General features: G+C 37.3%; 22 protein-coding genes, 1 other RNA gene and 1 other annotated feature. All 23 genes read right to left on the bottom strand.

The window, feature by feature from the left end; translation table 11 throughout:
• Positions 1 to 64: 64 nt before the first annotated feature.
• Positions 65 to 814 (bottom strand): tRNA threonylcarbamoyladenosine dehydratase, encoded by a 750-nt coding sequence (locus CLOS_RS08765; RefSeq protein ID WP_012159559.1) that lies wholly within the window; start codon positions 812 to 814, stop codon positions 65 to 67.
• A gap of 136 nt (positions 815 to 950) precedes the next feature.
• Positions 951 to 1,126: non-coding RNA, 6S RNA (gene ssrS / locus CLOS_RS15600), on the bottom strand.
• Between the two features lie 43 nt (positions 1,127 to 1,169).
• The gene (locus CLOS_RS08770; RefSeq protein ID WP_012159560.1) at positions 1,170 to 1,478 is read right to left on the bottom strand and encodes a DUF2325 domain-containing protein; all 309 of its coding nucleotides are present in this window, start codon (positions 1,476 to 1,478) and stop codon (positions 1,170 to 1,172) included.
• Positions 1,479 to 1,824: 346 nt separating this feature from the next.
• The gene (gene aspS, locus CLOS_RS08775; protein WP_012159561.1) at positions 1,825 to 3,591 is read right to left on the bottom strand and encodes an aspartate--tRNA ligase; all 1,767 of its coding nucleotides are present in this window, start codon (positions 3,589 to 3,591) and stop codon (positions 1,825 to 1,827) included.
• Positions 3,592 to 3,595: 4 nt separating this feature from the next.
• Positions 3,596 to 4,861 carry a histidine--tRNA ligase gene (gene hisS / locus CLOS_RS08780; RefSeq protein ID WP_012159562.1) on the bottom strand — a complete coding sequence of 422 codons (1,266 nt, stop codon included), beginning with the start codon at positions 4,859 to 4,861 and terminating at the stop codon, positions 3,596 to 3,598.
• Positions 4,862 to 4,936: 75 nt separating this feature from the next.
• Positions 4,937 to 5,143, bottom strand: a binding site (T-box leader).
• Between the two features lie 28 nt (positions 5,144 to 5,171).
• Positions 5,172 to 6,671 (bottom strand): coproporphyrinogen dehydrogenase HemZ, encoded by a 1,500-nt coding sequence (gene hemZ, locus CLOS_RS08785; protein ID WP_012159563.1) that lies wholly within the window; start codon positions 6,669 to 6,671, stop codon positions 5,172 to 5,174.
• Between the two features lie 10 nt (positions 6,672 to 6,681).
• On the bottom strand, positions 6,682 to 7,302 hold the full coding sequence (locus tag CLOS_RS08790) for an MBL fold metallo-hydrolase (protein WP_012159564.1): 621 nt from the start codon (positions 7,300 to 7,302) through the stop codon (positions 6,682 to 6,684).
• An 11-nt stretch (positions 7,303 to 7,313) separates the two neighbouring features.
• Complete coding sequence (dtd, locus tag CLOS_RS08795; RefSeq protein WP_012159565.1) at positions 7,314 to 7,763, bottom strand: D-aminoacyl-tRNA deacylase; 450 nt, start codon at positions 7,761 to 7,763, stop codon at positions 7,314 to 7,316.
• Positions 7,764 to 7,776: 13 nt separating this feature from the next.
• On the bottom strand, positions 7,777 to 9,948 hold the full coding sequence (locus CLOS_RS08800) for a RelA/SpoT family protein (protein WP_041719842.1): 2,172 nt from the start codon (positions 9,946 to 9,948) through the stop codon (positions 7,777 to 7,779).
• 290 nt (positions 9,949 to 10,238) lie between these two features.
• Positions 10,239 to 10,757: an adenine phosphoribosyltransferase gene (locus CLOS_RS08805; RefSeq protein WP_012159567.1), complete on the bottom strand. Its 519-nt coding sequence runs from the start codon at positions 10,755 to 10,757 to the stop codon at positions 10,239 to 10,241.
• Between the two features lie 160 nt (positions 10,758 to 10,917).
• Positions 10,918 to 12,681, bottom strand: coding sequence for a single-stranded-DNA-specific exonuclease RecJ (recJ, locus tag CLOS_RS08810; protein ID WP_012159568.1), 1,764 nt, complete (start codon positions 12,679 to 12,681; stop codon positions 10,918 to 10,920).
• A 149-nt stretch (positions 12,682 to 12,830) separates the two neighbouring features.
• Positions 12,831 to 13,337: a gamma carbonic anhydrase family protein gene (locus CLOS_RS08815; protein WP_012159569.1), complete on the bottom strand. Its 507-nt coding sequence runs from the start codon at positions 13,335 to 13,337 to the stop codon at positions 12,831 to 12,833.
• Entirely contained in the window at positions 13,330 to 14,697 is a 1,368-nt protein-coding gene (scfB, locus tag CLOS_RS08820; protein WP_012159570.1) for a thioether cross-link-forming SCIFF peptide maturase, read from the bottom strand. The genes CLOS_RS08815 and scfB overlap by 8 nt, the downstream gene beginning before the upstream one ends.
• A gap of 164 nt (positions 14,698 to 14,861) precedes the next feature.
• On the bottom strand, positions 14,862 to 15,002 hold the full coding sequence (scfA, locus tag CLOS_RS15605; protein ID WP_012159571.1) for a six-cysteine ranthipeptide SCIFF: 141 nt from the start codon (positions 15,000 to 15,002) through the stop codon (positions 14,862 to 14,864).
• 74 nt (positions 15,003 to 15,076) lie between these two features.
• Positions 15,077 to 15,475 carry a TIGR04086 family membrane protein gene (locus CLOS_RS08825; RefSeq protein ID WP_012159572.1) on the bottom strand — a complete coding sequence of 133 codons (399 nt, stop codon included), beginning with the start codon at positions 15,473 to 15,475 and terminating at the stop codon, positions 15,077 to 15,079.
• 129 nt (positions 15,476 to 15,604) lie between these two features.
• Positions 15,605 to 15,889 carry a preprotein translocase subunit YajC gene (yajC, locus tag CLOS_RS08830; protein ID WP_012159573.1) on the bottom strand — a complete coding sequence of 95 codons (285 nt, stop codon included), beginning with the start codon at positions 15,887 to 15,889 and terminating at the stop codon, positions 15,605 to 15,607.
• A gap of 101 nt (positions 15,890 to 15,990) precedes the next feature.
• A complete protein-coding gene (gene tgt, locus CLOS_RS08835; protein ID WP_012159574.1) occupies positions 15,991 to 17,109 on the bottom strand; it encodes a tRNA guanosine(34) transglycosylase Tgt in 1,119 nt (372 codons plus the stop codon).
• Between the two features lie 18 nt (positions 17,110 to 17,127).
• Positions 17,128 to 18,153, bottom strand: a complete 1,026-nt coding sequence (gene queA, locus CLOS_RS08840; protein WP_012159575.1) for a tRNA preQ1(34) S-adenosylmethionine ribosyltransferase-isomerase QueA — start codon at positions 18,151 to 18,153, stop codon at positions 17,128 to 17,130.
• 4 nt (positions 18,154 to 18,157) lie between these two features.
• Positions 18,158 to 19,768: a SpoIID/LytB domain-containing protein gene (locus tag CLOS_RS08845; protein ID WP_012159576.1), complete on the bottom strand. Its 1,611-nt coding sequence runs from the start codon at positions 19,766 to 19,768 to the stop codon at positions 18,158 to 18,160.
• Positions 19,769 to 19,856: 88 nt separating this feature from the next.
• Positions 19,857 to 20,855 carry a Holliday junction branch migration DNA helicase RuvB gene (ruvB, locus tag CLOS_RS08850; RefSeq protein ID WP_041719844.1) on the bottom strand — a complete coding sequence of 333 codons (999 nt, stop codon included), beginning with the start codon at positions 20,853 to 20,855 and terminating at the stop codon, positions 19,857 to 19,859.
• A 26-nt stretch (positions 20,856 to 20,881) separates the two neighbouring features.
• Positions 20,882 to 21,466: a Holliday junction branch migration protein RuvA gene (gene ruvA / locus CLOS_RS08855; RefSeq protein ID WP_012159578.1), complete on the bottom strand. Its 585-nt coding sequence runs from the start codon at positions 21,464 to 21,466 to the stop codon at positions 20,882 to 20,884.
• Between the two features lie 15 nt (positions 21,467 to 21,481).
• Complete coding sequence (gene ruvC / locus CLOS_RS08860) at positions 21,482 to 21,976, bottom strand: crossover junction endodeoxyribonuclease RuvC (RefSeq protein ID WP_012159579.1); 495 nt, start codon at positions 21,974 to 21,976, stop codon at positions 21,482 to 21,484.
• Positions 21,977 to 22,104: 128 nt separating this feature from the next.
• Positions 22,105 to 24,510: a Lon protease family protein gene (locus CLOS_RS08865; RefSeq protein WP_012159580.1), complete on the bottom strand. Its 2,406-nt coding sequence runs from the start codon at positions 24,508 to 24,510 to the stop codon at positions 22,105 to 22,107.
• Positions 24,511 to 24,709: the final 199 nt, after the last annotated feature.

The following is a 24,709-nucleotide window of genomic DNA, read 5'->3' on the forward strand; positions in this document are numbered from 1 at the left end:
CTTTCACCTTATGATTCCTACGGATTATATAATTTTATACACGGAATAAATCTCGCAAATATTTTTAATTGATTAAATCCTTAACGACCTGTGATGCTATAATAAGTCCAGCAACTGAAGGTACAAAAGATACACTCCCTGGAATTTGATGCTTCACAGTACAAGTTCTATCTTTTTTAGTGCAAATACAATTTGTTTTACAATTACTTTCAATCTCTAAAGGAGTGATTGGCTCTTCTTTTGAATATATCACTTTTAGATCCTTAACACCTCTTTTTCTCAATTCCTTGCGCATAACCTTCGCTAAAGGACAAACAGATGTTTTATAGATATCCGATATTTCCAGCCTTGTGGGATCTAATTTGTTTCCAGCTCCCATACAGCTGATGATCTTTATTCCTCGGTTTTTGCATCGCTCAATTAAATCCAATTTTGCAGTAACCATGTCAATTGCATCAATAACGTAATCGTAGTCATCGGATAATAGCCGTTCTGCACTTTCACTATTATATAGTTCTTGATAAGCAATCACTTCTGCCTTGGGATTAATATCTAAAATACGAGCTTTCATCGTTTCGACTTTTGACTTTCCAACAGTACTTCTAAGTGCATGAATCTGTCTATTGATATTCGTTAGGCAGATATCATCATCATCCACTAACACAAATTTTCCTACACCACTTCTAGCTAGTGCTTCCACGGCAAAGGTTCCAACTCCACCGATTCCAAACACAGCGATCTTACTATTTTTTAAATTTTCAAGACCAGTGGTTCCAATCAATAGCTCTGTTCTTGAAAAGGAATGTAACGCCATTTTATGCCTCCTCTATTTTTCCATTAGACTTAATAGTAACTAATTTTCGTTCTTATGTCAACTGCTGATATGGCACAAAAAAACCCCTATATAGGAGTTTATAGCTTATAACTTTTTCTATTTCTTTATTTTATAAATTTTCCCCACTATGCCGTAGTTGAGAGTTTTGAACCTGCTCTCGCAGGTGGGTATTCTGTTACTGATTTCGTAAGTCCTTTCTAGAAGGCATTTACTAGATCCGTAAACACTGAATTCCCTTTTTTATGGTGTTGGATCAAAACTAAGTCAACAATACGCACATAGTAGGGTGTTAATGTAATAGTATCATATTTTTTAAAAAATTTCAAATATTTTTTTAGTTTGCTCTCATCATACATAAATTACAATCTTTACAGTTATTCAATCTCTTTGCTAAATCACTACAGGCTCTTCTAGAAAACACACATGGGATTTGATTTTGCTTTGCTTTTTGCTTTATAATCTCAGTAATATTGTGTTCAATGAAATCGTAAAACACAATGACCATATCAACTTCCCCTGGAATATCCAATTTTCTCATTCCTTTTTTTCTTCCATCCCAATGGATATAATCCTTGATTCCATAATCTTGTAATGTATCTGGTATATTTCCCAATCTATCCGCACCTACTAATAATGCTTTCATAATTACCCTCCTCGTTGATAACGGTTATCATTTATTTAATTATAATATACCCCAGTATTTCTGTCAACTATCATACATCTAAAAATAAAATTTGTTCCTTCAGGCTCACAAACTTTATGTCGCACTCAACTCTAGGTAGAGCTTAGAGTTTCAAGTGCTCAAAATAAATAAAATTTGTTTGTCTACACTGACAAGATTTATGTTGCACGCAATCCTTAACTGTGCTAAAGATTTCAAATACGTAAAAAAATACGCCAACCTTTCGTTTAAAGATTGGCGTAGAAATATTTTGTTGTGCATTATATTTTACATAATGGGAATTCATTCCACCTAGAAACTTTTACGCTTATTCCTTGATATGAACCCTTACACTTAATTCATCCAACTGTCTTTCATCTGCAAAGGTTGGCGCATTGGTTAAAGGACAAGTCGCATTTTGTGTTTTAGGGAATGCAATGACCTGCCTAATATTATCTTCTTTCGTTAGAAGCATTACCAGTCGATCTAAGCCGAATGCAATACCTCCATGTGGTGGTGTACCGTATTTAAATGCTTCTAAAAGGAAACCAAATTTTTCCCAAGCTTCTTCTTCACTGAAGCCTAAAGCTTTAAACATTTTTTGTTGAAGCTCTGAAGAGTGAATTCGAATACTTCCTCCACCGATTTCATATCCATTTAATACGATATCGTAAGCCTTCGCTCTAGCTTTTTCTGGATTCGTTACCATCAGCTCGATATCTTCATCCATAGGTGAAGTGAAAGGATGATGCTTTGCAGCGTATCTTTGCTCTTCTTCGTCATACTCGAATAGTGGGAATTCTGTAACCCAAAGCAGCTTGAATTCATCTTTATCCAGCATATTTAGTATTTTAGCCACTTCAACTCTTAAGTGTCCTAGAGCGTCATAAACCACTTGTTTCTTGTCTGCAACGAACAGTACTAAATCTCCTTGTTCTGCATTCGTTGTCTTTAACACAGCCGCCATCTCTTCTTCTGTAAAGAACTTAGCGATTGGAGAAGTAACACCTTCTTCTGTGATCTTTAACCATGCTAGACCTTTTGCTCCATAATTCTTCACATAGTCTTCTAGCTTCGTAATATCTTTTCTGCTGAATTGGTCCCCATGGCCTTTAACGTTAATAGCCTTCACTGCACCACCACTCTCTATGGCGGAAGTAAATACTTTAAAGCCGCAATCCTTTATAACCTCTCCTAGATCGACTAATTCAAAGCCAAATCTAGTATCTGGTTTGTCAGAACCGAATCGCTCCATTGCTTCTTCATAAGTAAGTCGATCAAAAGGTAGCGCTATATCGATGTTTAATGCTTCTTTAAATACAGTTTGCAATAATTTTTCATTGATTGCCATGACATCTTCTGCGTTAACGAAAGACATTTCACAGTCTATTTGAGTGAATTCTGGCTGTCTGTCTGCTCTTAAATCCTCATCTCTAAAGCATTTTACAATTTGGAAATATCGTTCCATACCGGAGACCATTAAAAGCTGTTTAAACATTTGTGGGGACTGTGGTAGCGCAAAGAATTTGCCTGGGTTCACTCTACTTGGTACTAAATAATCCCGAGCGCCTTCCGGTGTTGTTTTTGTAAGCATTGGCGTTTCAATTTCTAGGAATCCTTCATTGCTTAAAAAGTTTCTTACGATCTGTGCTACTTTATGTCTTAGTATCAAGTTTTTCTGCATTTTAGACTTTCTTAAATCCAAGTATCGATATTTCAGTCTAAGATTCTCAGAAACATCATCATCATCTTTAATGTAGATCGGTGGTGTTTGTGATTGGTTTAAAATTTCGATGTCATCTGCAAATACCTCAATATCTCCCGTCGGCATATTCGGATTTTTAGATTCTCTTTCGTAGATTTTACCCTTTACAGTAATGACATACTCTGAACCTAGTTTTTCTGCTTCCTTAAATGCATCTTCCGATACTTTGTTATCGAATACCATTTGCATAATCCCAGATCGATCTCTTAAATCAACAAATATTAACCCGCCAAGATCCCTTCTTTTTTGTACCCATCCTGATAATGTTACGATTTCTCCAATATTGTCTTTATTCAAGTTACCACACATATGTGTTCTTTTTAAGTTCATGGTACTACCTCCCAGATAAAATTTCCTTCAGTTTTGTAATGTCCTTTAGTTCTATTTCTATTTCTTCGCTGTTTGCCATATTTTTAAGCTTTGCAATACCTTTTTCCAACTCATTCTCACCGATGATAATGGTATAGCTTGCATTTACTTTATTTGCATATTTAAACTGCGCCTTAACACTTCTGTCCAAATGATCCTTATCTCCACTAAAACCAGCACGTCTCAGCGCTGTCAGCAATTTGAAGCCTTCATAGGAAGCCTTCTCACCCATGGTGACGATGAATACATCTAAGCCTTCTGGTTTTGGAATTTCTATGCCTTGATCCTCTAGGGCCAATATGGCTCTCTCAATTCCCATACCGAAGCCCACGCCAGGAGTGCTTGGGCCACCACAATCCTCTACCAGCTTATCGTATCTTCCACCGCCGCATACAGTCCCTTTTTTACCAGCTTCTTCTGTGATGATTTCAAAGGCTGTTTTGGTGTAATAATCTAATCCCCGAACGATTCTTGGATCTATGACATAATGAAGCCCAGATGCCTCCAGATATTTTTTTAATTCTTCGAAGTGATCCTGACATTCGCCACACAAATGATCCATCATCAACGGAACGTCGGTTAGCTGCGCTTGGCAGGAATCCGATTTACAATCGATGATTCGGATAGGATTCCGCTCAAATCTGTTTTGGCAGGTTCCGCATAGTTGATCTAATCTAGAGCTTAAAAACGCTCTCAGCACCTTATTATATTCTGCCCTACATTTTGGACATCCGACGCTATTGATTCGCAGTTCTAATTTTTTAACGCCAAAGGCCTCATAAACGCTCATTGCTAGGTTAATCACCTCTGCATCCACAGAAGCGCTGGATGCGCCAAAAGCCTCTACCCCAAATTGATGGTGCTCTCTAAAACGTCCAGCTTGTGGTCTTTCGTATCTAAATACTGGGGTGATGTAGAACATTTTTGTTGGCTGAGTATCCGCATATAACTTGTGTTCGATGAAGGATCTTGCTGCAGGTGCAGTTCCCTCTGGCTTTAAGGTAATGCTTCTTCCGCCCCGATCTAAAAATGTATACATCTCTTTTTCTACAACGTCCGTCGTGTCTCCTACGCCACGCTCAAATAGCTCTGTATGCTCAAAGACCGGTGTCCTTATTTCTTCAAAACCAAATCGCTTGGCAACTTCCTTAAATACACCTTCAACGTAATGCCATTTATAGGCCTCGCTTGGCAATACGTCTTTTGTACCTCTCGGTCCATTGGTTAACATATGTTTTCCTCCATTCCATTGATTAAAATTTTATATACAAAAACCCCTACATCTCTTAACGATCGATCGGATCGATTAAGGGACGAGAGGTTCATTTCCCGCGGTACCACCCTAGTTGGATTATATCCCACTTTATCTTTAACGCAGATTCACGGATTTTCCTACAACCTTCAGAAAATCTACTCCTAGGTGTCTTCTTTAAATTCTGCTGTATCGAGCTTCCACCATCCTCGACTCGCTAAACCATGAGATTTAAATACTTCTCCTAATCATCGCATTCCATATGATTTTATATAGTATATATTGATTTCTAAATATTGTCAACTAAAAATTTGCGTTTCCTTTCAATCATCTCGTCGACCCTAGAGATGTACTGTTCTAGATTTTTTACATTGGGCACTCGCTCCAGCCTATTTTCCTTAGGGAATGTAAATTTTGAAGTGGCACCAGCGCCTAGTCCAAGGATGGTTTGTTTCTCTTCCATAATCTGAATATTATAGATACACTCAGAACCTGGCTTACCATAGCCAATGTTTTCAAGATTTCCCACCATATGCTTCTGACGATACATATAATAAGGCTTCAGTCCCATGTTCTCTGCATATTGCTGCGTAATTTCCAGCATACTGATGGCTTCCTGATCTTTGGCCAAGCTATAGGTTTCTTCCTGCTCTTTCAATCTAGACGCTCTCTTAATAGCCAAGGTATGAACGGTTAAGTTATTGGGCGCCAATCTTTCAATCTCTCTCATGGTATGAGCGACCATAGCTTCGTCTTCCCCTGGCAGCCCAATGATAATATCCATATTGATATTTTCAAATCCAACCTCTTTCGCCATATGGTAAGCCACCATTACCTCCCCTACAGAATGTTCTCTTCCGATTTCTCTTAAGGTACATTCATTCATTGTCTGGGGATTAATGCTGAGTCGAGTCACATCGGAATCCTTCAGAAACTTTAGCTTTTCATAATCGATTGTATCCGGTCTACCGGCCTCTACTGTAAATTCTTCTATAGAATTCATATCCATATTCTTTTTAATGGCGTCAAATATACGAGCAAACTGAGGAACATTCAATGTGGTTGGTGTTCCACCGCCAATGTAAATGGTCTGAACGTATTTGCCTGCCTCTTTCACAAGGTTCCCAACCCCTTCAATTTCCTTACACAGGGAATTCACATAAACATCTACTAAATGAGCAGATTGCTTCATTGGATTTGAAGGAAAAGAACAGTATAGACATCTGGTGGGACAGAAAGGAATGCTGATATATAGGCTGACCTTTTTTTCATCAATAGGATATACAAAGCGATGCTCCGTTCGAGCTACATCGATTAAAAGTGCTGCTTTTTGTGCATCGATATAGTATTCTTCCACTAGAATTTTCCGAATGCTATCCTCTTGAAAACCGTGTTCAATCAGTTCGTGGACAATTTTCGTCGGTCTGATTCCAGTTAAAATTCCCCATGGTACCTCCGCATTGGTGGCATCTTTTAAAATCTTAAATATCGCCTTTTTAAGGGTTCTTTTAATCTTCTTGCTTAATTCTCGATCCTTTAAATGTTCTAAATGTGCTTCGAACATCTCCTGCTTACCATTCAGTCTAGAAGAAACCACCACCTGATTCTCTTCCAGATTGACAATGGTAACTATCCAATTATCTGTAAAGATATTTTTATCCTCTACATTTTTATGGTATTCTTCACTATTCATGGATATTATTTCGAAAGCACTCTGTTTGTAAAACAGTTTTAGTAGTTCATTGATCTCATACTCATAATTATGTCCCATACAAATTACTTTAATCATAGAATTTCACTTACCTTACATAAGGATTTGTAATTTTTTCGATTCGAATCGTTGTGGCTGGACCATGACCTGGTAACACCGTTAAATCTTCATCCAAAGTAAAAAGTTTGTTCTTAATGGATTGAATCAATTCTTCTTGATTGCCACCATATAGGTCGCTTCGACCAATGGAATTGGCAAATAAGGTATCTCCTGTTAACAGTACATTGCCAACTGCAATGCAAATGCCTCCTTTAGAGTGCCCTGGAGTGTGTATGATTGAAAGCGTCAAGTCACCTAGTTCCAATCGATCCCCATCATTTAAAAATCCATCTGCATTGGTCTCTATTTTAACGCCCGATATGGCCTGTGAATAATTCACACTACTATTTTGTAGCATATACAGATCCTCTTGATGTATATATACCGGTGCTCCTGTTCGCTCACGTAGCTCTACTAAACCACCGATGTGATCTCCATGAGCATGGGTAAGTAAGATATACTTTAGTTCTAAATCGTTGTTCTCTAACACTTTAATAATCTTATCTACGTCCCCACCGGGATCGACTACAGCTGCCTTGTTGGTTTGTTCATCTCCTATAACGTAGCAATTAACAGCATAGACCCCAGCTGGAACTTTTTCTAAAAACATAAAATCCCCTCCTAAAATACTTTCTTGCTGTCAATCAGCATCGTTACAGGCCCATCATTTACAAGATGTACCATCATATGAGCTTGGAATACACCTTTTTCTACTTTTATATCCAACTTTTCACATTGCTCTATAAAAGCTTCATAGAGCTTATCCGCAGTTTCTGGTCTTGCAGCTTCCGTAAAACTAGGGCGTCTTCCCTTTCTACAATCTCCTAAAAGAGTAAATTGAGAAACAGCAAGAATTTTTCCGCCAACATCCTTTACAGACAAATTCATTTTTTCCTCTTGATCCTCAAATATTCTTAAATTCACGATTTTTTCAGCCATATATTGAACATCCTCCATGGTGTCTTCCTTCGTTACACCTAAGAAAACGAGTAATCCTTTTTTGATTGCTCCCGTTACCGCATCGTCAACAACCACTTTTCCTTCTGATATTCTTTGAACTACAGCTCTCATATTTACCTCCAATCTAGGTTGTTACCCTATAGATATCAATAACACCTTGTATTTTTCTTAGTTTTTGCATTAATTTATCTAAATGTTCTATATCACTGATTTCTAACGTCATATTGAATATAGCAGTGCGTTCCTTCGTGGTTCTAGCGTTTAAAGCATTGATTGGAATCTTAGATTCTGCCAAGGCAACGGTTACCTCCGATAGAAGACCTTTTCTATCGGTAGCCTTCACCTGTATTTCAGCTTGGAAAGCAATGGCCTTGCCAACATCCCAGCTGACTTCAATAAATCTGTCCTTTATTTCCTCGTTATCAATAATATTTGGACAATCCCCTCTGTGGATAGAAACACCTCGTCCACGAGTGATGTAGCCTACAATATGATCTCCTGGAACTGGATTACAGCATCGAGCAAAACGAACCATGATATTATCGATGCCTTTGACGATAATACCTTGACTTGGATTATCTTTTTTCTTTCGAGCATTTTCTTTGGAAATTGTTGGTATTTCTTTTTCTGTGGTCTCTACAACCGTTTCTTTTTTGGCAGCCTCTTTAATCTTTGGCATGACCTGAGTCAACGTAATACCACCGTATCCTATGGCTGCGTATAAGTCTTCTTCGCTAGAAAATCCTAATTTTCTAGCCATATGGATTAACACTTTCTGTAATTGAGCCGGAGAAATTTGCAGTACCAATCGTCGGATCTCTTTTTCGATAATCTCTTTTCCTTTTTCGATATTTTCATCACGACGCTCTTTTTTAAACCATTGCTTAATCTTACTTTTGGCTTGAGAGCTTTTAACAATTTTAAGCCAGTCTCTACTGGGGCCCATACTATTGGATGAAGTTAAAATCTGCACGATATTTCCATTTTTTAATTTATAGTCAATGGGAACGATCCGTCCGTCTACTTTCGCACCAACGCATTTGTTACCGACGCCAGAGTGGATTTTGTATGCAAAGTCAATTGGTGTTGAACCGATGGGAAGATTTACAACCTCTCCTTTCGGTGTAAAGACAAAAACTTCATTACTGAATAAATCTATTTTCAAAGATTCCATAAATTCTTTGGGATCTTTTATTTCCTTTTCCCATTCCAGCATCTGTCTGAGCCAAGCCAGCTTCATATCGTTCTGCTGTTCTACAGTTTCTGTTCTACCCTCTTTGTACTTCCAATGGGCAGCAATACCGTATTCTGCAATCTGATGCATTTCAAAAGTTCTAATTTGAATCTCGAAAGGATCTCCTTGGGGTCCGATCACCGTGGTGTGCAGTGACTGATACATATTGGGCTTGGGCATGGCAATATAATCTTTAAACCGCCCTGGGATCGGCTTCCATATGGTATGGACAACGCCTAATACACCGTAGCAATCTTTCACGCTATTGACGATGACGCGGACTGCCATAAAATCGAAAATTTCATCAAAGGATTTTCCTTGGTAGGTCATCTTTCTATAGATGCTATAAAAATGCTTTGGTCTGCCAGTGATTTCATTTTCAATATCAAAATCCTCTAGCTTTTCCCTTAAAGTTTCTATAATATCGCTGATAAAATTTTCTCGATCCTTTCTCTTTTGAGATACTTTTTCTACGAGATCATAGTATCCCTGTGGATCAATATATCTTAAACAGATATCTTCCAATTCCCATTTGATTCTGGAAATACCCAGTCGATTGGCAATGGGAGCAAAGATCTCCAATGTCTCTGTCGCCTTTTCCTTCTGTTTCTCTGGATTTTGGAACTTTAGCGTCCTCATATTGTGAAGGCGGTCCGCAAGCTTTATCAAAATAACACGGATATCCTTCGCCATTGCTAATACCATTTTCCTAAGGTTTTCAGCTTGTCTTTCTTCCTTAGAGTTAAAAGAAAGACGGGTTATTTTTGTTACGCCTTCTACTAAATCTGCTATTTCAACGCCAAATTCCTCTTTTACCATATCATATCCATATTCTGTATCTTCAATTACATCGTGTAGTAGTCCCGCTACAATCGTACTGGCATCCATCTGTAGGTCTATTAGAATCCTAGCTACTTCAACAGGATGAATAAAATAATCTTCACCCGATTTTCTATATTGTCCCTGATGTGCTTTTTCCGCATAGTTAAAAGCCTTCGTAATGAGTTCAAAATCACATTGTGGATTATATTCTTTAATTTTATTGATTAAGTCTTCTAACATCATATATTCACCCTCTTTAGTAGCCATAGACACTACAATTATAGTTTTAAAGCAAAGCTTAGATCATCCAAACACGCAATAACTCGTTTAATATTGTAATTCATTATAAAGCTTAATTTCTTATCCATTTTTATAAAAAAAGCTTCTATAAAAGCGTTGCAAGGAAGCTTTTTTTGAAACTCATTTACGGTAAAGTTCTTCTTTAGAAATACATTATAAGTAGAACTTTCCTATTTGTTATAAGAATAAGCACCTTATTGAAGCGATGCTTATCCTAATTTATAGAATTCTTAAAATTCGTATTCTACCAATGATTTTATTTCGTAACCCTTTAAAATATCTCTTCCTTTTAGTCCAGTCAATTCGATTAGGAAGTTCATAGAAACCACTTGTCCGCCAAGTGCTTCAACCATCTTTGCCGTAGCCAGTACAGTTCCTCCTGTGGCCAATAGATCATCTACAATCGCAACTCTCTGCCCTGGCCGAATTGAGTCCTTGTGTATTTGTAATGAGTCTGTCCCATATTCAAGTTCATACTCATAAGTAAGCGTTTCTGCTGGGAGCTTTCCAGGTTTTCTTACTGGAACGAATCCTACGCCTAATTTATATGCAACTGGTGTCCCTACTAAAAATCCCCTAGCTTCGGGTCCTACTATGATATCGATATTCAAGTCTTTTAATTGCTCTGTCAATTGATCGGTTACATATTGTAAAGCTTCTCCTTCTTTTAAAACAGTGGTAATATCCTTAAAGCTGATACCTTCCTTAGGAAAACCTTCAATCTGTCTGATCTTACTTTTTAAATCCATTCGTTATTTCCTCCCCACAGCATGTGCTGACATTTATTTTAAAAACCATACTAATGATTTTCATTCTAGTAGCCCAGTTTTATAAAGAATAATAATATTATATCTTTTATATAGAATTTTATCAATAATCTAAATACAACAACTGTCCCGTAGTTTAAGTTTATCGAAAATCTTCAATGGTAAGTTGGATATTGGACCGTTCCATATAGGTATTGATGGTCGGGTAGAATGCGATGTCTATCACAATATTTGTATTTGAGCCTTGATATAGCCTCTCTAATTCATCGCTTCCAAATCTAGTCGTTATCAACTCTTCAAATGCCTTAATATCTCCAAAATAGATGCCGTCCATATATTTCCCTTGTTTCGAAAGTAATTTGAGTTTTAAAACATTTCTATTCTGACCAAGGATATGTCCTTTTATTACCCGAATATTTTTATCGCCAAACAGAGGTTTGTTATTTCCTTTCCCAAAAGGAGACAATCGCTCAATATCTTCTATAAGTTCATAGTCGATACGATCTATTTCTAATCCCATATCTAAATTAATGGTTGGTATTAAGTCCTCTTCCGTTAGGTCTGTCACTTGATTCAACTTTTCCCTCAGGTTTTCCACTTGATCTTCATCTAAGGATAACCCTGCAGCCATAGGATGTCCACCAAATTTCCGAAGTAAATCCTTACATTTTAGCAATTCCTCAAACATATTATAGCAGTCAATGGATCGGCCAGAGCCCTTAACGCCCTCTTCGGATTTTGTCAGCACAATGGTAGGAACATGGTATTGCTCTTTTATTCTTCCAGCAATGATCCCAGCCAAACTTTCATGGACCTCCGGCATATAGATTACGAAAACCTTGTGATTCTTTATGTCCGTACCTTCAATGATCTCTATGGCTTTTTCCACACCTTTGATGGTCATATCTTTCCGATCTTGATTGAGCTCGTATAGTTCCTTTGCTAAAGAATCTACTTCTTCCCGATCCTCTGCAATTAAAAGTCGGAGACCTTTTTTTGCATTGTCCAGTCTGCCAGAAGCATTGATACATGGACCTATAATAAAACCCAAGTGGTATACAGATATGCTTTTGCTTTCAATACCGGATTCTTTCATTAAGGCCATCAGTCCTAGATTATTGGTGGTTTTAATAGCCTCTAATCCCTGTTTTACAAAAATTCGATTCTCATCGATTAGGTCAACAACATCACAAACTGTGGCGATTGCAACAAATTCTATCAGCCGAAAGCTTTCTTCCATAGGGATCTTCATCTTTTCATAAAGCACCTGTATCAGTTTAAAGGCCACACCTGCGCCACATAAGCTCTTAAACTCATAGTCACATTCTTCTTGCTTCGGGTTGATAATAGCGTCCGCACAGGAACTAATAAAGGTTCTCTTACTTTCTTCATCTTCAATAAAGGGGATGTCATGATGATCTGTAACGATTACAGTCAATCCCAAATCCTTAGCGTATTGAATGGGTTCTATTGCCGAGATACCATTATCACAAGTAATAATGGTATCGATACCTTCAGATTTTGATCGTTCAATAATGCTCCTGTTGATACCATATCCATCCTTGATTCTATCCGGTATATCGTAATCTACATCGGCACCACATTTGCTGAGAGCCATAAACAATATATAAGTGCTGATAACACCATCCACATCATAATCGCCGATAATTCTTATTCTTTTATGGGTCTCTATTTTAGATTTTAAAATAGAGGCAGCTTTGACCACATCCTTCATCTTTTTAGGGTCATGTAAATGGTCTAAGTTCGAGTCAATAAAGCTACTGATAAGGCGTTCTTCCGTAATACTTCTGTTGACCAATAGCTTGCAGATCAATGGACTGATGTTAAATTTCTCAGACATCCTCCCATAATCGAATTTCTTATTTTTAACGAACCATTTTTTCAAGAAATAACTCCCCCTTTCTCAAGCAATAAAGACAGCTACAGCTGCCTCTATCTATTTGCAAGTCGTTATTCAAAAAATGTAAGGGTTTCAAATTTAATGGATATAAGGAATCTGATGAAAGATTGGCCTCCATCAGATAATATATCACACTATTCCACCTTATGATCCTTAGATAGCTTTACATATTTTTCAGCAGAATCGATTAAGGACTTCTTTTCTTCTACTGTTAATTCTCTAATGACCTTTGCAGGAGAACCTAAGGCTAGAACACCGGATGGAATTTTTTTACCAGATGTAACGATAGACCCTGCCCCTATAATGGTCTCGTCTCCGATCTCTGCACCGTCTAATACAATGGCACCCATACCAATGAGAACCTTATTACCGACAGAGCAAGCATGTACGATGGCATTATGACCTACCGTTACATCATCTCCAATGATGGTAGGAAAATCATCGCTATTGTGAATCACTGAGTTGTCTTGAATATTGGTGTTCTTTCCAATCCGTACAGAGTTCACATCGGCACGAATGACCACATTGTACCAAATACTTGAATTTTCTCCAATAACAATATCGCCTATCACATTGGCAGTTTCCGCAATGAAGCAATGCTCATGTATCATGGGGTTTTTATCTCTAAAAGACTTAATCATTGCTGTTTTCCTCCGCTAACTTTGCTTGTATAATTAGAGCACATTCCACTCTTTTCTTTTCCATTTCACATCCAACATCGTATGGCTCATAAATATTTTTATTGAAATTGTATGCATTGGCATGGCAACCACCGCTGCAATAAAATTTAGCCCAGCACGTTCCGCATTTCTCTTTGTTATAAATATGAGCGTTGTTGAATTCATTATATAAATCTGTATTTAATGTGCCTTCCATGATATTTCCAACCTTGAAATCTTCATTTCCTACAAATTGGTGGCATGGATAAATTTCACCTTCCGGCGTGATTGCTAAATACTCTGCACCAGCGCCGCATCCAGAAACTCTCTTGATAACGCAAGGTCCTTGATTCAAATCAACCATAAAGTGGAAGAAATCGAATCCCTTTCCTTCTTTGATTCTCTTCACATATTCTTTGGATAGTTCTTCATATTGATCAAATACCGTTTGAAGGTCCTCTTCACTGATTGCATAATCGTGGTGTGGCTCTGCTACTACGGGCTCCATAGAAGTACTTTTAAATCCAAGATCTGCAAGATGCAGGACGTCTTTTGCAAAGTCTAAGTTCTCCTTCGTAAAGGTTCCTCTTACATAATAATTTCGATGACCTCTTAACTCTGCCATTTTTAAGAATTTCGGTACGATGATATCGTAGGTACCTTGTCCATTGATAGCGTACCTCATATTGTCATTGACTTCACGTCTTCCATCAATACTGAGGACTACATTATGCATATTTTCATTGATATACGCCATGTTCTCATCATTGAGGAGTACACCGTTGGTAGTCATTGTAAATCGAATATTTTTATTAAACTCTTTCTCCTTGCTTCTTCCGTAATCTACAATTTTCTTTACGGTTTCAAAGTTCATCAGCGGCTCTCCACCAAAGAAGTCCACCTCTAAATTCCGTCTACCACCGGAGTTTTCTAGTAGAAAATCAATGGCTTTCTTCCCTACTTCTTCGCTCATCAAGCTTCGAACGCCTTTAAAGTCGCCTTGGGAAGCAAAGCAATATTTACAACGGATGTTACAATCGTGAGCTATATGTAAACATAAAGCTTTAACAACAGGTTTCTTGTTTTTAAAGCCATCATGATTAAAATAACGGTCGTCTGAAAATAAAAGACCCTCTGTCTTTATTAAATCCAATTCTTTTACTGCTTCCTTTATTTCTTCTGCGGAATATTTCGCTTTCAGTAGTTCTACAATTTCTTCTGTACCCTTATTTCCATAGAAATCTAGAACGTCATAGGTTAGCTTATCAATCACATGGACTGCACCACTATTGACATCCATCACCATATAGGTATTATCTTGATAAAATTTATGAATCATCATAAAGCTCCTTTCAAATGACACTTCAAACTCGAAGTGTTTCAACAAAATCAACTGCCTCAACATCATTTTATAGAATATAGACGAAACTTTCAAGAAAAAGACGTCTAAAGATATGCCATGAAAAAACAGCAGTGATTTGTCACTGCTGCCTAACTGTATGTAGTTTATTTATTCTCGCATTCTTGATTTGCTACTGTACAAGATGTTTTGCAAGCAGATTGGCAAGAAGTTTGACACTCTCCACATCCACCTTTGATCGCGCTTTTTACAAGCGTTGCTCCGCTTAATGTTTTGATATGCTTCATAATAAAGCCCCTTTCCTAATAAAATATCTTATTACTTTTAGATTATATCATAAAGAAACAGGTAAAAAAAGCTATTATTTAATGTTCACACCCAACATTCCGCCAATGGCGCCTGCGCCTAATCCCAAGATCATTTTATATAGGGTGATTTGATCGAAAGAATAACCCGATATAAATGCTTTACTGATGATAATCAATATGAGGACAAAGATCAACCCTACAATACCTCCATGAAGCCACCCTTTGCTTCTCAATTTAACAGAGCAATACATAGCAGAAAAAACAATACCGATGATCATAATAATCGATGTAGATAATGGGATGATATGCTCTCCAACACTGGAATAAGTTATTAGAACAGCCACTAGAAGAAAGAGGATTAAAGCTACTGTATATCCTCGAATGAGTCCACGACCGTATATTCTTATGTTAAAATAACCTAGGTTCACTGTATTTTTTTTGATATTTCTCATATCTACACCTCCAGAGTACTTGTATATTTAATCATATGCGGCGCAGTAACGGAATTATTACCAAAAAACTCATATTTTAGATCGCGTCTTTGATCTAAAATATGAGTTTCAATTGATATTTTGATTGTTTTATTTCTCAATGCTCTTTTCTTGCTGAGTTACAGTTCCAACGGCCCATTTAGACATTGTTAATTTAACTTTGTCTGCACCAACTTCAAGAGTCATAATATCCTCTTTTATTTTAGTCACTTTACCATGAATTCCTCCAATCGTGATGACTTCATCCCCAACCTTTAAGTTATTTCTCATTTCCTTTATTTTCTTATCCTTTTTTTGTTGCGGTCTAATTAATATGAAATAAAAAACAACAAAAACGCCTAATGGTAATACTAAATTCGCAACTGCTGCTGGCATAGTATAACTTCCCTCCCTCATAATCCATATATTTTTAAATTAATGCTAAACATATAAATTCAACAAATAATGTAAATTTCCTTTAATTTAATCAAATAATTTTATAAATTGTATCCATATTTCTCAAAGAAATCTTTACGATAGTCCAATAAGCGGTCTTCTCGAATGGCTTGTCTCACTTCTTCCATTAAGTTTAAAAGGAAATGGAGATTATGATTGGTTAGAAGCCTCAATCCTAAAATTTCATTTGCCTTAAATAAGTGGCGTAAATAAGCCTTCGAATAATTTTTACAGGTATAGCAGCCACATTCAGTATCCAGTGGTTCGAAACTTTCTGTATGACTTGCATTTTTTATGACAACTTTTCCTCTGCTGGTCATGGCTGTCCCATTTCTACCGATTCTGGAAGGGAGAACACAATCGAACATGTCAATGCCTCTAATTACACCTTCAATTAAATCATCTGGACTACCAACCCCCATCAGATACCTTGGTTTATCCTTCGGCATCAACGGTGTGGTATACTCTAAGACATCATACATAATATCCTTGGGCTCCCCAACGCTCAATCCGCCTACAGAGTATCCTGGGAAATCTAATCCGATGATCTCCTCCGCACTTTGCTTTCTTAAGTCCTTATACATTCCACCTTGAATGATACCGAACAAAGCCTGTTGATCCGTATTTTTATGAGCATCTTTACATCTTTTTGCCCATCGTGTAGTTCTTTCAAGAGAATTTTTTACGTAATCATAGTCTGCCGGGTATGGCGCACATTCATCAAAGGCCATCATAATATCCGAGCCCAATGAATTTTGGATTTCAACAGCGATTTCAGGACTGATAAAGTGCTTCGAACCATCTAAGTGAGATCGAAACTCTACGCCTTCCTCCCTGATCTTTCTTAATGGGCCTAAGCTAAAGACTTGGAAACCACCACTATCCGTTAAAATTGGTCGATCCCAATTCATAAACTTATGTAGTCCTCCTGCTTTTTCAATAAGCTTGTGTCCTGGTCTCAGATATAAATGGTATGTATTACTTAAAATAATTTGTGCATTCATATCCTTTAATTCTTCCGGTGTCATTGCTTTAACTGTAGCTTGAGTCCCTACAGGCATAAAGATCGGCGTTTCTATCACACCGTGGGGTGTATGTAATCGACCTAATCTTGCACCACTCTGTTTACATGTTTTTATTAATTCATATCTAATTGCCACTGTAAATCTTCACCATCCTTATTTAATAAACATCGCATCGCCAAAGCTAAAGAATCGATATCCTTCCTTTACCGCAATTTTATATGCATTCAAAGTTGCTTCCTTCCCTGCTAAAGTGCTGACCAGCATAATCAATGTAGATTCTGGTAAATGGAAATTCGTGATGAGATTATCTACGATTTTAAAATCATATCCTGGATAAATAAAGATATCCGTCCACCCACTCTTCGGTTCGATGATACCATCCTTTGTTGCTACGGACTCTAAAGTTCTACAACTTGTTGTTCCCACTGCAATTATCCTTTTCCCATTGGCCTTCGCTTCATTGATGATATTGGCATTCTTATCGTCTATGGTATAAAACTCAGAATGCATCGTATGTTCTTCAATTTTTTCTACTTTAACAGGTCGAAAAGTACCCAGCCCTACGTGTAAAGTGATATAGGCTGTTTTTACACCTTTTTCTTCAAGTTTCTTTAATAATTCACTGGTAAAGTGCAATCCAGCAGTAGGTGCCGCTGCAGAACCTTGATTTTTAGAATAGACGGTCTGATATCTTTCTTTGTCCTCTAATTTTTCAGTAATGTACGGTGGTAGGGGCATTTGTCCTAGCTGATCCAATATATCCTCAAACACACCATCGTATTGAAACTTTATAATCCGGGAGCCTTCTTCTCCAATACCTATCACTTCTGTGCACAAGCGTCCATCGCCAAATATAAATCGACTGCCAACCTTCGCCTTCTTACCAGGCTTAACCAAGGCCTCCCATGTATCCAGCTCTATTCTTTTTAGTAGGAGAAATTCTATTTTACCGCCAGACCCTTCCTTCTCTCCAATCAGTCTTGCCGGTAGCACTCTCGTATCGTTTAGTACAAGGCAGTCTCCTTCATTTAAAAAATCTATTATATCATAAAAATGCCGATGTGCAATATCCCCGGTCTCTTTATCCAATACCATGAGCCTAGATTGATCTCGATGCTCTAAAGGGACCTGCGCAATTAATTCCTCTGGTAAATCATAATCAAAATCCTTTGTTTCCATTCATTTATTCCACCTTTACTCCTGTATAATAGTGCTGTAATATTTCTTCAAAACTATATCCTAACTCTCCCATTTTCTTTGCGCCATATTGGCTCATGCCAATACCGTGGCCATATCCTCTGCCGAATATCGTAAAATCATCAGAGCTGGCTCTAACCACAGATGTATCCTTAATTTCTTGAAGTTCTCTACCATTAGAGATATAGAGGTTATTGCTATCTCCAACATTATATACACCGCTGGCTGTAACAACTTTTTTATTTTTTAAAGCAATATTATCAAAAATAATGCCACTGCTATTGATGGCAGCCACACCATTTTCCTTTTCAAAACCATTGCTATCTATAAAAAAATAATTGCTCTTTAATCCTAAAACAGTTCTACTTCTTTGTTTTTCTAAGGTTTCTTGTCCCGTTGTTCCATAGATGACCAAGGACAGAACTCTACCACTCTCAGAAGTCGAAGTGATTTTCATATCCACAATATCACCTATGAATATATTATTAGAAGCCAATTGCCTTTTTATGTCCTCTTTTGTAAAAGACACTTCCCAGGTGCTATGTAATTCATTTAAGGAAAAATCATCTTTTATCCCTCTTGCGTAAGGGAGTGCAGCACTCCAAACATTTTCACTGCTTTCTGTATAGCCACCGCTATTGGAATGATAAAAGGTTTCTATTAAATTTCCTTGATAGGTCACAATCGTAGACCGTGTTTCATCTACTGCCCGATTGGTGTTTGGATGTTCTCCACTATAACCTTTATATACTTGAGAATTCGTTGTAGCACATAGGTTAAAATCAAATTGTTGATACTTATTCAGATTCGAAAGTGTAAATACCCTTGCTGAAACGGCTTGCGCCTTTAAAGCTTCCATTGGCCATGCAGCAGGCATCTCAGCTGGTACAACGCCATATAAATATTCTTGCAGTGGTAATTTATTAATAATGGTCATATCACTGTTGGACAATCTTTTGGCTGTGACAGCTCCTCTGTACTTGTTTCCTTCCACAGTGATGATAGGAACAGAAACACCACGATTTCTGCCAGCAAAATATATATCCTGTGAGGAATCATACATAAAGATTGGATTACCGTAGTCATCCACAACTTGAACTCTCGTACTGGAAGGCATCACTGGTTTAGCCGCATATCCATAGCTTCTGATCTGCCTTGCATTTTCTTCTGCGCTATTTTCATCTGAGTATATTCCAACAAAAACCTTCCAGCCACCTTCATAGCATAAATATCCATCTCTTATGATACTTTCTATGGTGGATAAAAAGCCCTCAGCCTCTCTATAGCTTGAGAAATCTTGTCCAATTTGAATATGGTATGAGCCTTCTCCGAGGCCATTCTCCACATCTTTTTTCAATACAATCTTTTTTTCCTTCAACTCAAATAATGGGACGTATTCTTCCCCATAAAAAATTCCAGCTTCAATTCCCTCTGGGCTTTCTATCGCTACCATAGCTTTCGCTGTTCTATCGAAAAACAAGCCAATCTTTATATATTCTGGTATCCGTGATTTTTCATAAGAAAAAACCTGGAGCAAATTCATCATCAACACCAGTGATATGATAGCGATACTGAGTATTTTTTTTCTTGTTTTCATTCTTATCCTCCCTTACAGACCTCTTTAAAATATATTTCGACAATATTTTCTTTGTTCCTTTTTAGAATTCATTTTTATTATGTTTCTATTATTTTTGAAAGGGGATATTAAAATGATTATAAGCCTTTTCTAAAACAATTCTTCCTCTTGGTGTACGATTAATAAAACCGATCTGTAACAGATAAGGCTCATACACATCTTCTATGGTATTTCGTTCTTCTCCCGTGGCGGCTGCTAAAGTATCCAGCCCTACCGGTCCACCACCAAAATTATGAATCATCGTTTCTATCATTTTTTTATCAGTGTTATCTAAGCCTAACAAATCGATTTCTAGTAGCTCCAGTGCCTCTTGAGCAATTTCTAAAGTAATACGCCCATCGCCTCTAACCTGAGCGAAGTCCCTAACTCGCTTTAGCAATCGATTGGCAATACGAGGGGTTCCTCTAGACCTTGAAGCAATCTCCTTGGCACCATTATCGTCGATATAGACATTTAAAATATAAGCTGATCTCCTTATGATTTCTTTCAGCTGCTCTGTATCATACAGCTCTAATTTTGCAATGACACCGAAACGATCTCGAAGAGGCCCTGTAAGAAGACCTGCCCTAGTTGTTGCACCGATTAGTGTAAATTTAGGGAGATCCAATCGGATAGACCTAGCACTGGGCCCTTTGCCGATGATGATATCTAAGGCATAGTCTTCCATAGCAGGGTACAGAACTTCCTCAACGGTTCTATTGATTCGATGAATTTCATCAATGAATAAAACATCATTCTCCGATAAATTCGTCAGAATGGCAGCTAAATCCCCGGCTCGCTCTATTACAGGACCCGATGTTATTTTTATATTGACATTCATCTCATTTGCAATAATATTGGATAAAGTGGTTTTACCTAAGCCCGGCGGTCCATATAAAAGCACGTGGTCTAATGCTTCATTTCTATGTAATGCTGCCTCAATAAAGATCTTCATTCTCTCCTTCACTTTATCCTGTCCGATGTAATCGTTCAAAAACTTGGGACGGAGGCCCCCTTCAATCTCATAATCTTCATTTCTCACTGTATTTGAAAGGATTCTATCTTCCATATTCGACACACTATCTTACCTCCTTTTTACTTCATCAGCCATTTCAGCGCCCTCTTTATAACATCTTCCGTTCCAAGACTCATATCTCGAACAGCCTCTACAGCCTTTTCGCTTTCTAACTTGGAATATCCCAATGCCATCAATGCTTGTACCGCTTCGTCATCATCCTTATGATCATCGTTGAATAAGGTATAATCATAGACCACATTGGTTTTATCTACTTTATCCTTCAGTTCTAAAATAATTCGCTCTGCAGTTTTTTTACCAACACCCGGCGCTTTAGAAAGTGCCGAGATATCCTTGCTTAAAATATAAGCCGATAATTTATTTGGTGTATATGCAGATAGAATACCGCTAGCTACTTTGGGACCAATTTTAGAAACAGATATTAATTTTTGGAACATGTCCAATTCTTCTATGGACATAAAACCATATAAACTCAACTCATCTTCTCGAACTACCAAATGGGTATATACCGTTATGGCGTCTCCTTTTTTGATTTGGCTTACACTATGAATCGTACTATGAATCCTATAGCCGATTCCATTGACCTCCACAATTATTTTATCTATAAGGATATCAGCAACGGTTCCTTTTAAATATTCAAACATAATATCCCTCCTGAGTTATTTGATTTTAAACATTTCAGTAAAATTCCCTGTGTGAGCATGACAGATAGCAACTGCCAAGGCATCGGCCACATCATCAGGTTTTGGTACCTTCGTAAGATTCAGCAGGGTTTTTACCATTTGTTGAATTTGAGATTTATCTGCTCTCCCATAACCAACGACCCCTTGCTTTACCTGTAGGGGGGTATATTCAAAGATTTCTTTGTTATGATTGGCAGCTGATAAAACCGCAACGCCTCTTGCATGTCCCACCAGTAAAGCGGTTTTAACGTTTGTATTAAAAAATAGTTCTTCTATGGCTACTGTATCTGGGTTATATTCTGTAATGATACGATCCAACTCCCTATATATTGTTTTCAATCGTTCTGGCGTAGCCATTGTGCTGGGTGTGGTAATTGCACCGTAATCCAACACCTTGAATCGATTTCCTTCATAGTTTATGATACCGTAACCAAGTATTGCAAGACCTGGGTCTATTCCTAATATGATCATTTTTTATTCCACCTAATCTTAGTTATTCATTTGCTATTTTTTAGTTTAGCACAATCTTTATCAAAAGGCTAACTTAAAAAAAGCGTCCCAATTTAGAATGGTGCTCTAAATTGAGACGTTCTACTGATTTACTTGTCTTTACTTGCTTTGATTTTTGACATTTTTCTTAATTTATTTACGATGAGATGGTTGATCGTTCCCTCCGGATATTTGCCATTTTCATCGATGGTGCCTGCTTCTCTTCCGGTCAATATTTCGATCCCTTCATCAATGGTTGCAATGGCATAAATATGAAACTTATTATTTCCAACTGCCCGAAGAACGTCTTCCTTCAGCATGAGATTTTTAATATTCTGCTTTGGAATCATAACCCCTTGCTTTCCAGTGAGTCCCATGGCCCTGCATATTTCAAAAAAACCTTCTATCTTTTCATTGACACCACCAATTGGCTGAATCTCTCCTTTTTGATTGACAGAGCCAGTAACTGCGATATACTGCTTAATTGGCACTTCAGAAATGCTGGATAAAATCGCATACAGCTCCGTGCTAGAAGCACTGTCTCCATCGATCAGTGAATAATTCTGTTCAAAACCGATGCTTACAGATAAGCCCATCGGCTCGAATTTTGCATACTTTTCTCCCAAATATCCACTCAATGTCAATACACCTTTGTCATGAATATTGCCACTCTGATTCGCTTCTCTTTCGATATTGATTACACCTTCTTCCCCACTGAAGGTTGTGGCCGTTATTCTACTGGGCTTTCCAAAGCTATACTCACCAGTTCCCATGACCGCTAAGCCGTTGATCTGCCCAACCCTTTCTCCATCTACATCGATTAAAAGCGTTCCATCCAAGAACATTTCATTAAGTTTTTCCTCATATTTTCCACTTCGAAAAACTTTTTCTCGAATGGCCTTTTCTATATGTTTCTTTCCAATAATTGTAGCACCTTCATCTTCTGCCCACAAGTCTGCTTCATAGAGAATTTCAACAATTTTACTGAACCTAGAGGTAAGCTTTTCCTGATGGTCCGCCAGTCTAGAACTATATTCTACCACCCTAGCCACGGCCTCTTTATCAAAGCTTTTTAAACCTTCTTTCTGGCAGTGATCTGCAATAAATTTAGCCATCTTATATACATTTTCTTGATTTTTTGTCATTTCCACATCAAATTCAGCCATGACCTTGAATAGTTTTCGAAAATCATCATCATAACTATATAAAGCATTATAGGTATAATTATCTCCGATCAGTATAACTTTGATGTCTAATGGAATCGGCTCTGGTTTTAAAGTTGAAGCAACTACATGACCCATCTGCTTATTTAGATTTTCTATATTAATCTGTTCTGTTTTTAAAGCTCTCTTTAATATATCCCAAGACAGCGCATTGTTTAACAGCTCCTTCGTATTGATGATTAGGAAACCACCATTGGCTAAGTGTAATGCACCGGGTTTTATTTGCATGAAATCTGTTTTAAGGATACCCAACTCATTTTTATATTCTATGGTACCAAGAAGATTATTAAAAGTAGGGTTTGATTCATCAACAATAGGCGCATACTCTAATCTACTATTGTCAATGAACAAATTTACCTTGTATCGATTAAAGAACTCTTCACTAGAATTTAATGTTGTATCTAAAGGATTTCCAGACTGCATATCACTGGTTTCTAGATATGCTCCTTTAAATTTCTCGATATTTTCAATAATATCTCCCTCGAGCTGATTGATGTATTCAACGATGCATTTTCTTTGTGCATATTTTTTATAGATCTTGTTTACCTCAAAGTTTATGATATCATAGCATATATTTCGATCTAATTGTTTCACTCTTTCGATAAGTTCTTCTTCTAACATCCGAAAACGATCAATAATTTCAATGGTGTTAATATTGAGATCGTTAGAGCGGTGCATGATATCTTCAATCTCTTGTGGTGATAAGCTTGCATATTCTTCCTGTTTCATTGGAACACCATTTTTTAAAGGCGTAGTCATCAATCCGTTTTCTGTCGCTCTAAACGAAAATCCATATTCTCTGGCTTTGTTGTTGAGTTCATCCATTACTTTCTGATTTTTTTCTTGAAAGACCTTTACGATTTCATTCCTTCGGACTTCATATTCTACACCCTTAAAAGTATCTGGGATGAACTTTTTCAGTTTTTCAACCATGTCTTCTACATCATTTTTAAATTGGGTGCCAAAGCCTGGCTCTAAATCCAAGGCTTTGGGCGAATATTTATTATCAAAATTATATACATAAACCCAATCATTGGGAATGGGTAATTTGTTTGCAAATTCATTGGTAATTGATTTTGTATAACTACTTCTTCCAGTACCACTAATCCCTGAAACGTAAATATTATAGCCCTTCCTTTGAATTTTCAGACCAAAGGTTAATGCTTGTACTCCTCTATTTTGCCCTATGATTCCCTGCAGCGGCTCTAAATCCTTTGTGGTTTCAAATGATAAATCTTCTATATTGCATGGACTTGTAAGCCTTTCCACAGGTAGGCGATATTTCTCCAACATAAAACCCCTCCCTCAATATTTTTTATATATATACCCTTATTTATATTTTAAAGCTTTAATTTAATAAGAACTTTTCTAGAGAGTACAGTTAGTTCTACTTATTCCGAAACAAAAAATTACCTTTATCAAATTAATTTGTACCTATTGGGAATAAGAAAAGCCATGTTAAAAAGAAAGTTAAAGCTTCCTTTTTAACATG

This window comes from Alkaliphilus oremlandii OhILAs (assembly GCF_000018325.1).
GTDB lineage: Bacteria > Bacillota > Clostridia > Peptostreptococcales > Natronincolaceae > Alkaliphilus_B > Alkaliphilus_B oremlandii.

Coding starts and splice junctions, on each gene's coding strand:
- CLOS_RS08765 (WP_012159559.1), bottom strand. CDS start 814: ATGGCGTTACATTCCTTTTCAAGAACAGAGCTATTGATTGGAACCACT.
- CLOS_RS08770 (WP_012159560.1), bottom strand. CDS start 1,478: ATGAAAGCATTATTAGTAGGTGCGGATAGATTGGGAAATATACCAGAT.
- aspS (WP_012159561.1), bottom strand. CDS start 3,591: ATGAACTTAAAAAGAACACATATGTGTGGTAACTTGAATAAAGACAAT.
- hisS (WP_012159562.1), bottom strand. CDS start 4,861: ATGTTAACCAATGGACCGAGAGGTACAAAAGACGTATTGCCAAGCGAG.
- hemZ (WP_012159563.1), bottom strand. CDS start 6,671: ATGATTAAAGTAATTTGTATGGGACATAATTATGAGTATGAGATCAAT.
- CLOS_RS08790 (WP_012159564.1), bottom strand. CDS start 7,302: ATGTTTTTAGAAAAAGTTCCAGCTGGGGTCTATGCTGTTAATTGCTAC.
- dtd (WP_012159565.1), bottom strand. CDS start 7,763: ATGAGAGCTGTAGTTCAAAGAATATCAGAAGGAAAAGTGGTTGTTGAC.
- CLOS_RS08800 (WP_041719842.1), bottom strand. CDS start 9,948: ATGTTAGAAGACTTAATCAATAAAATTAAAGAATATAATCCACAATGT.
- CLOS_RS08805 (WP_012159567.1), bottom strand. CDS start 10,757: ATGGATTTAAAAAGTAAGATCAGACAGATTGAAGGTTTTCCTAAGGAA.
- CLOS_RS08815 (WP_012159569.1), bottom strand. CDS start 13,337: ATGATTAAGTCTTTTAGAGATAAAAACCCCATGATACATGAGCATTGC.
- scfB (WP_012159570.1), bottom strand. CDS start 14,697: ATGATGATTCATAAATTTTATCAAGATAATACCTATATGGTGATGGAT.
- scfA (WP_012159571.1), bottom strand. CDS start 15,002: ATGAAGCATATCAAAACATTAAGCGGAGCAACGCTTGTAAAAAGCGCG.
- CLOS_RS08825 (WP_012159572.1), bottom strand. CDS start 15,475: ATGAGAAATATCAAAAAAAATACAGTGAACCTAGGTTATTTTAACATA.
- yajC (WP_012159573.1), bottom strand. CDS start 15,889: ATGCCAGCAGCAGTTGCGAATTTAGTATTACCATTAGGCGTTTTTGTT.
- queA (WP_012159575.1), bottom strand. CDS start 18,153: ATGGAAACAAAGGATTTTGATTATGATTTACCAGAGGAATTAATTGCG.
- CLOS_RS08845 (WP_012159576.1), bottom strand. CDS start 19,768: ATGAAAACAAGAAAAAAAATACTCAGTATCGCTATCATATCACTGGTG.
- ruvB (WP_041719844.1), bottom strand. CDS start 20,855: ATGGAAGATAGAATCCTTTCAAATACAGTGAGAAATGAAGATTATGAG.
- ruvA (WP_012159578.1), bottom strand. CDS start 21,466: ATGTTTGAATATTTAAAAGGAACCGTTGCTGATATCCTTATAGATAAA.
- ruvC (WP_012159579.1), bottom strand. CDS start 21,976: ATGATCATATTAGGAATAGACCCAGGTCTTGCAATACTTGGTTACGGT.
- CLOS_RS08865 (WP_012159580.1), bottom strand. CDS start 24,510: ATGTTGGAGAAATATCGCCTACCTGTGGAAAGGCTTACAAGTCCATGC.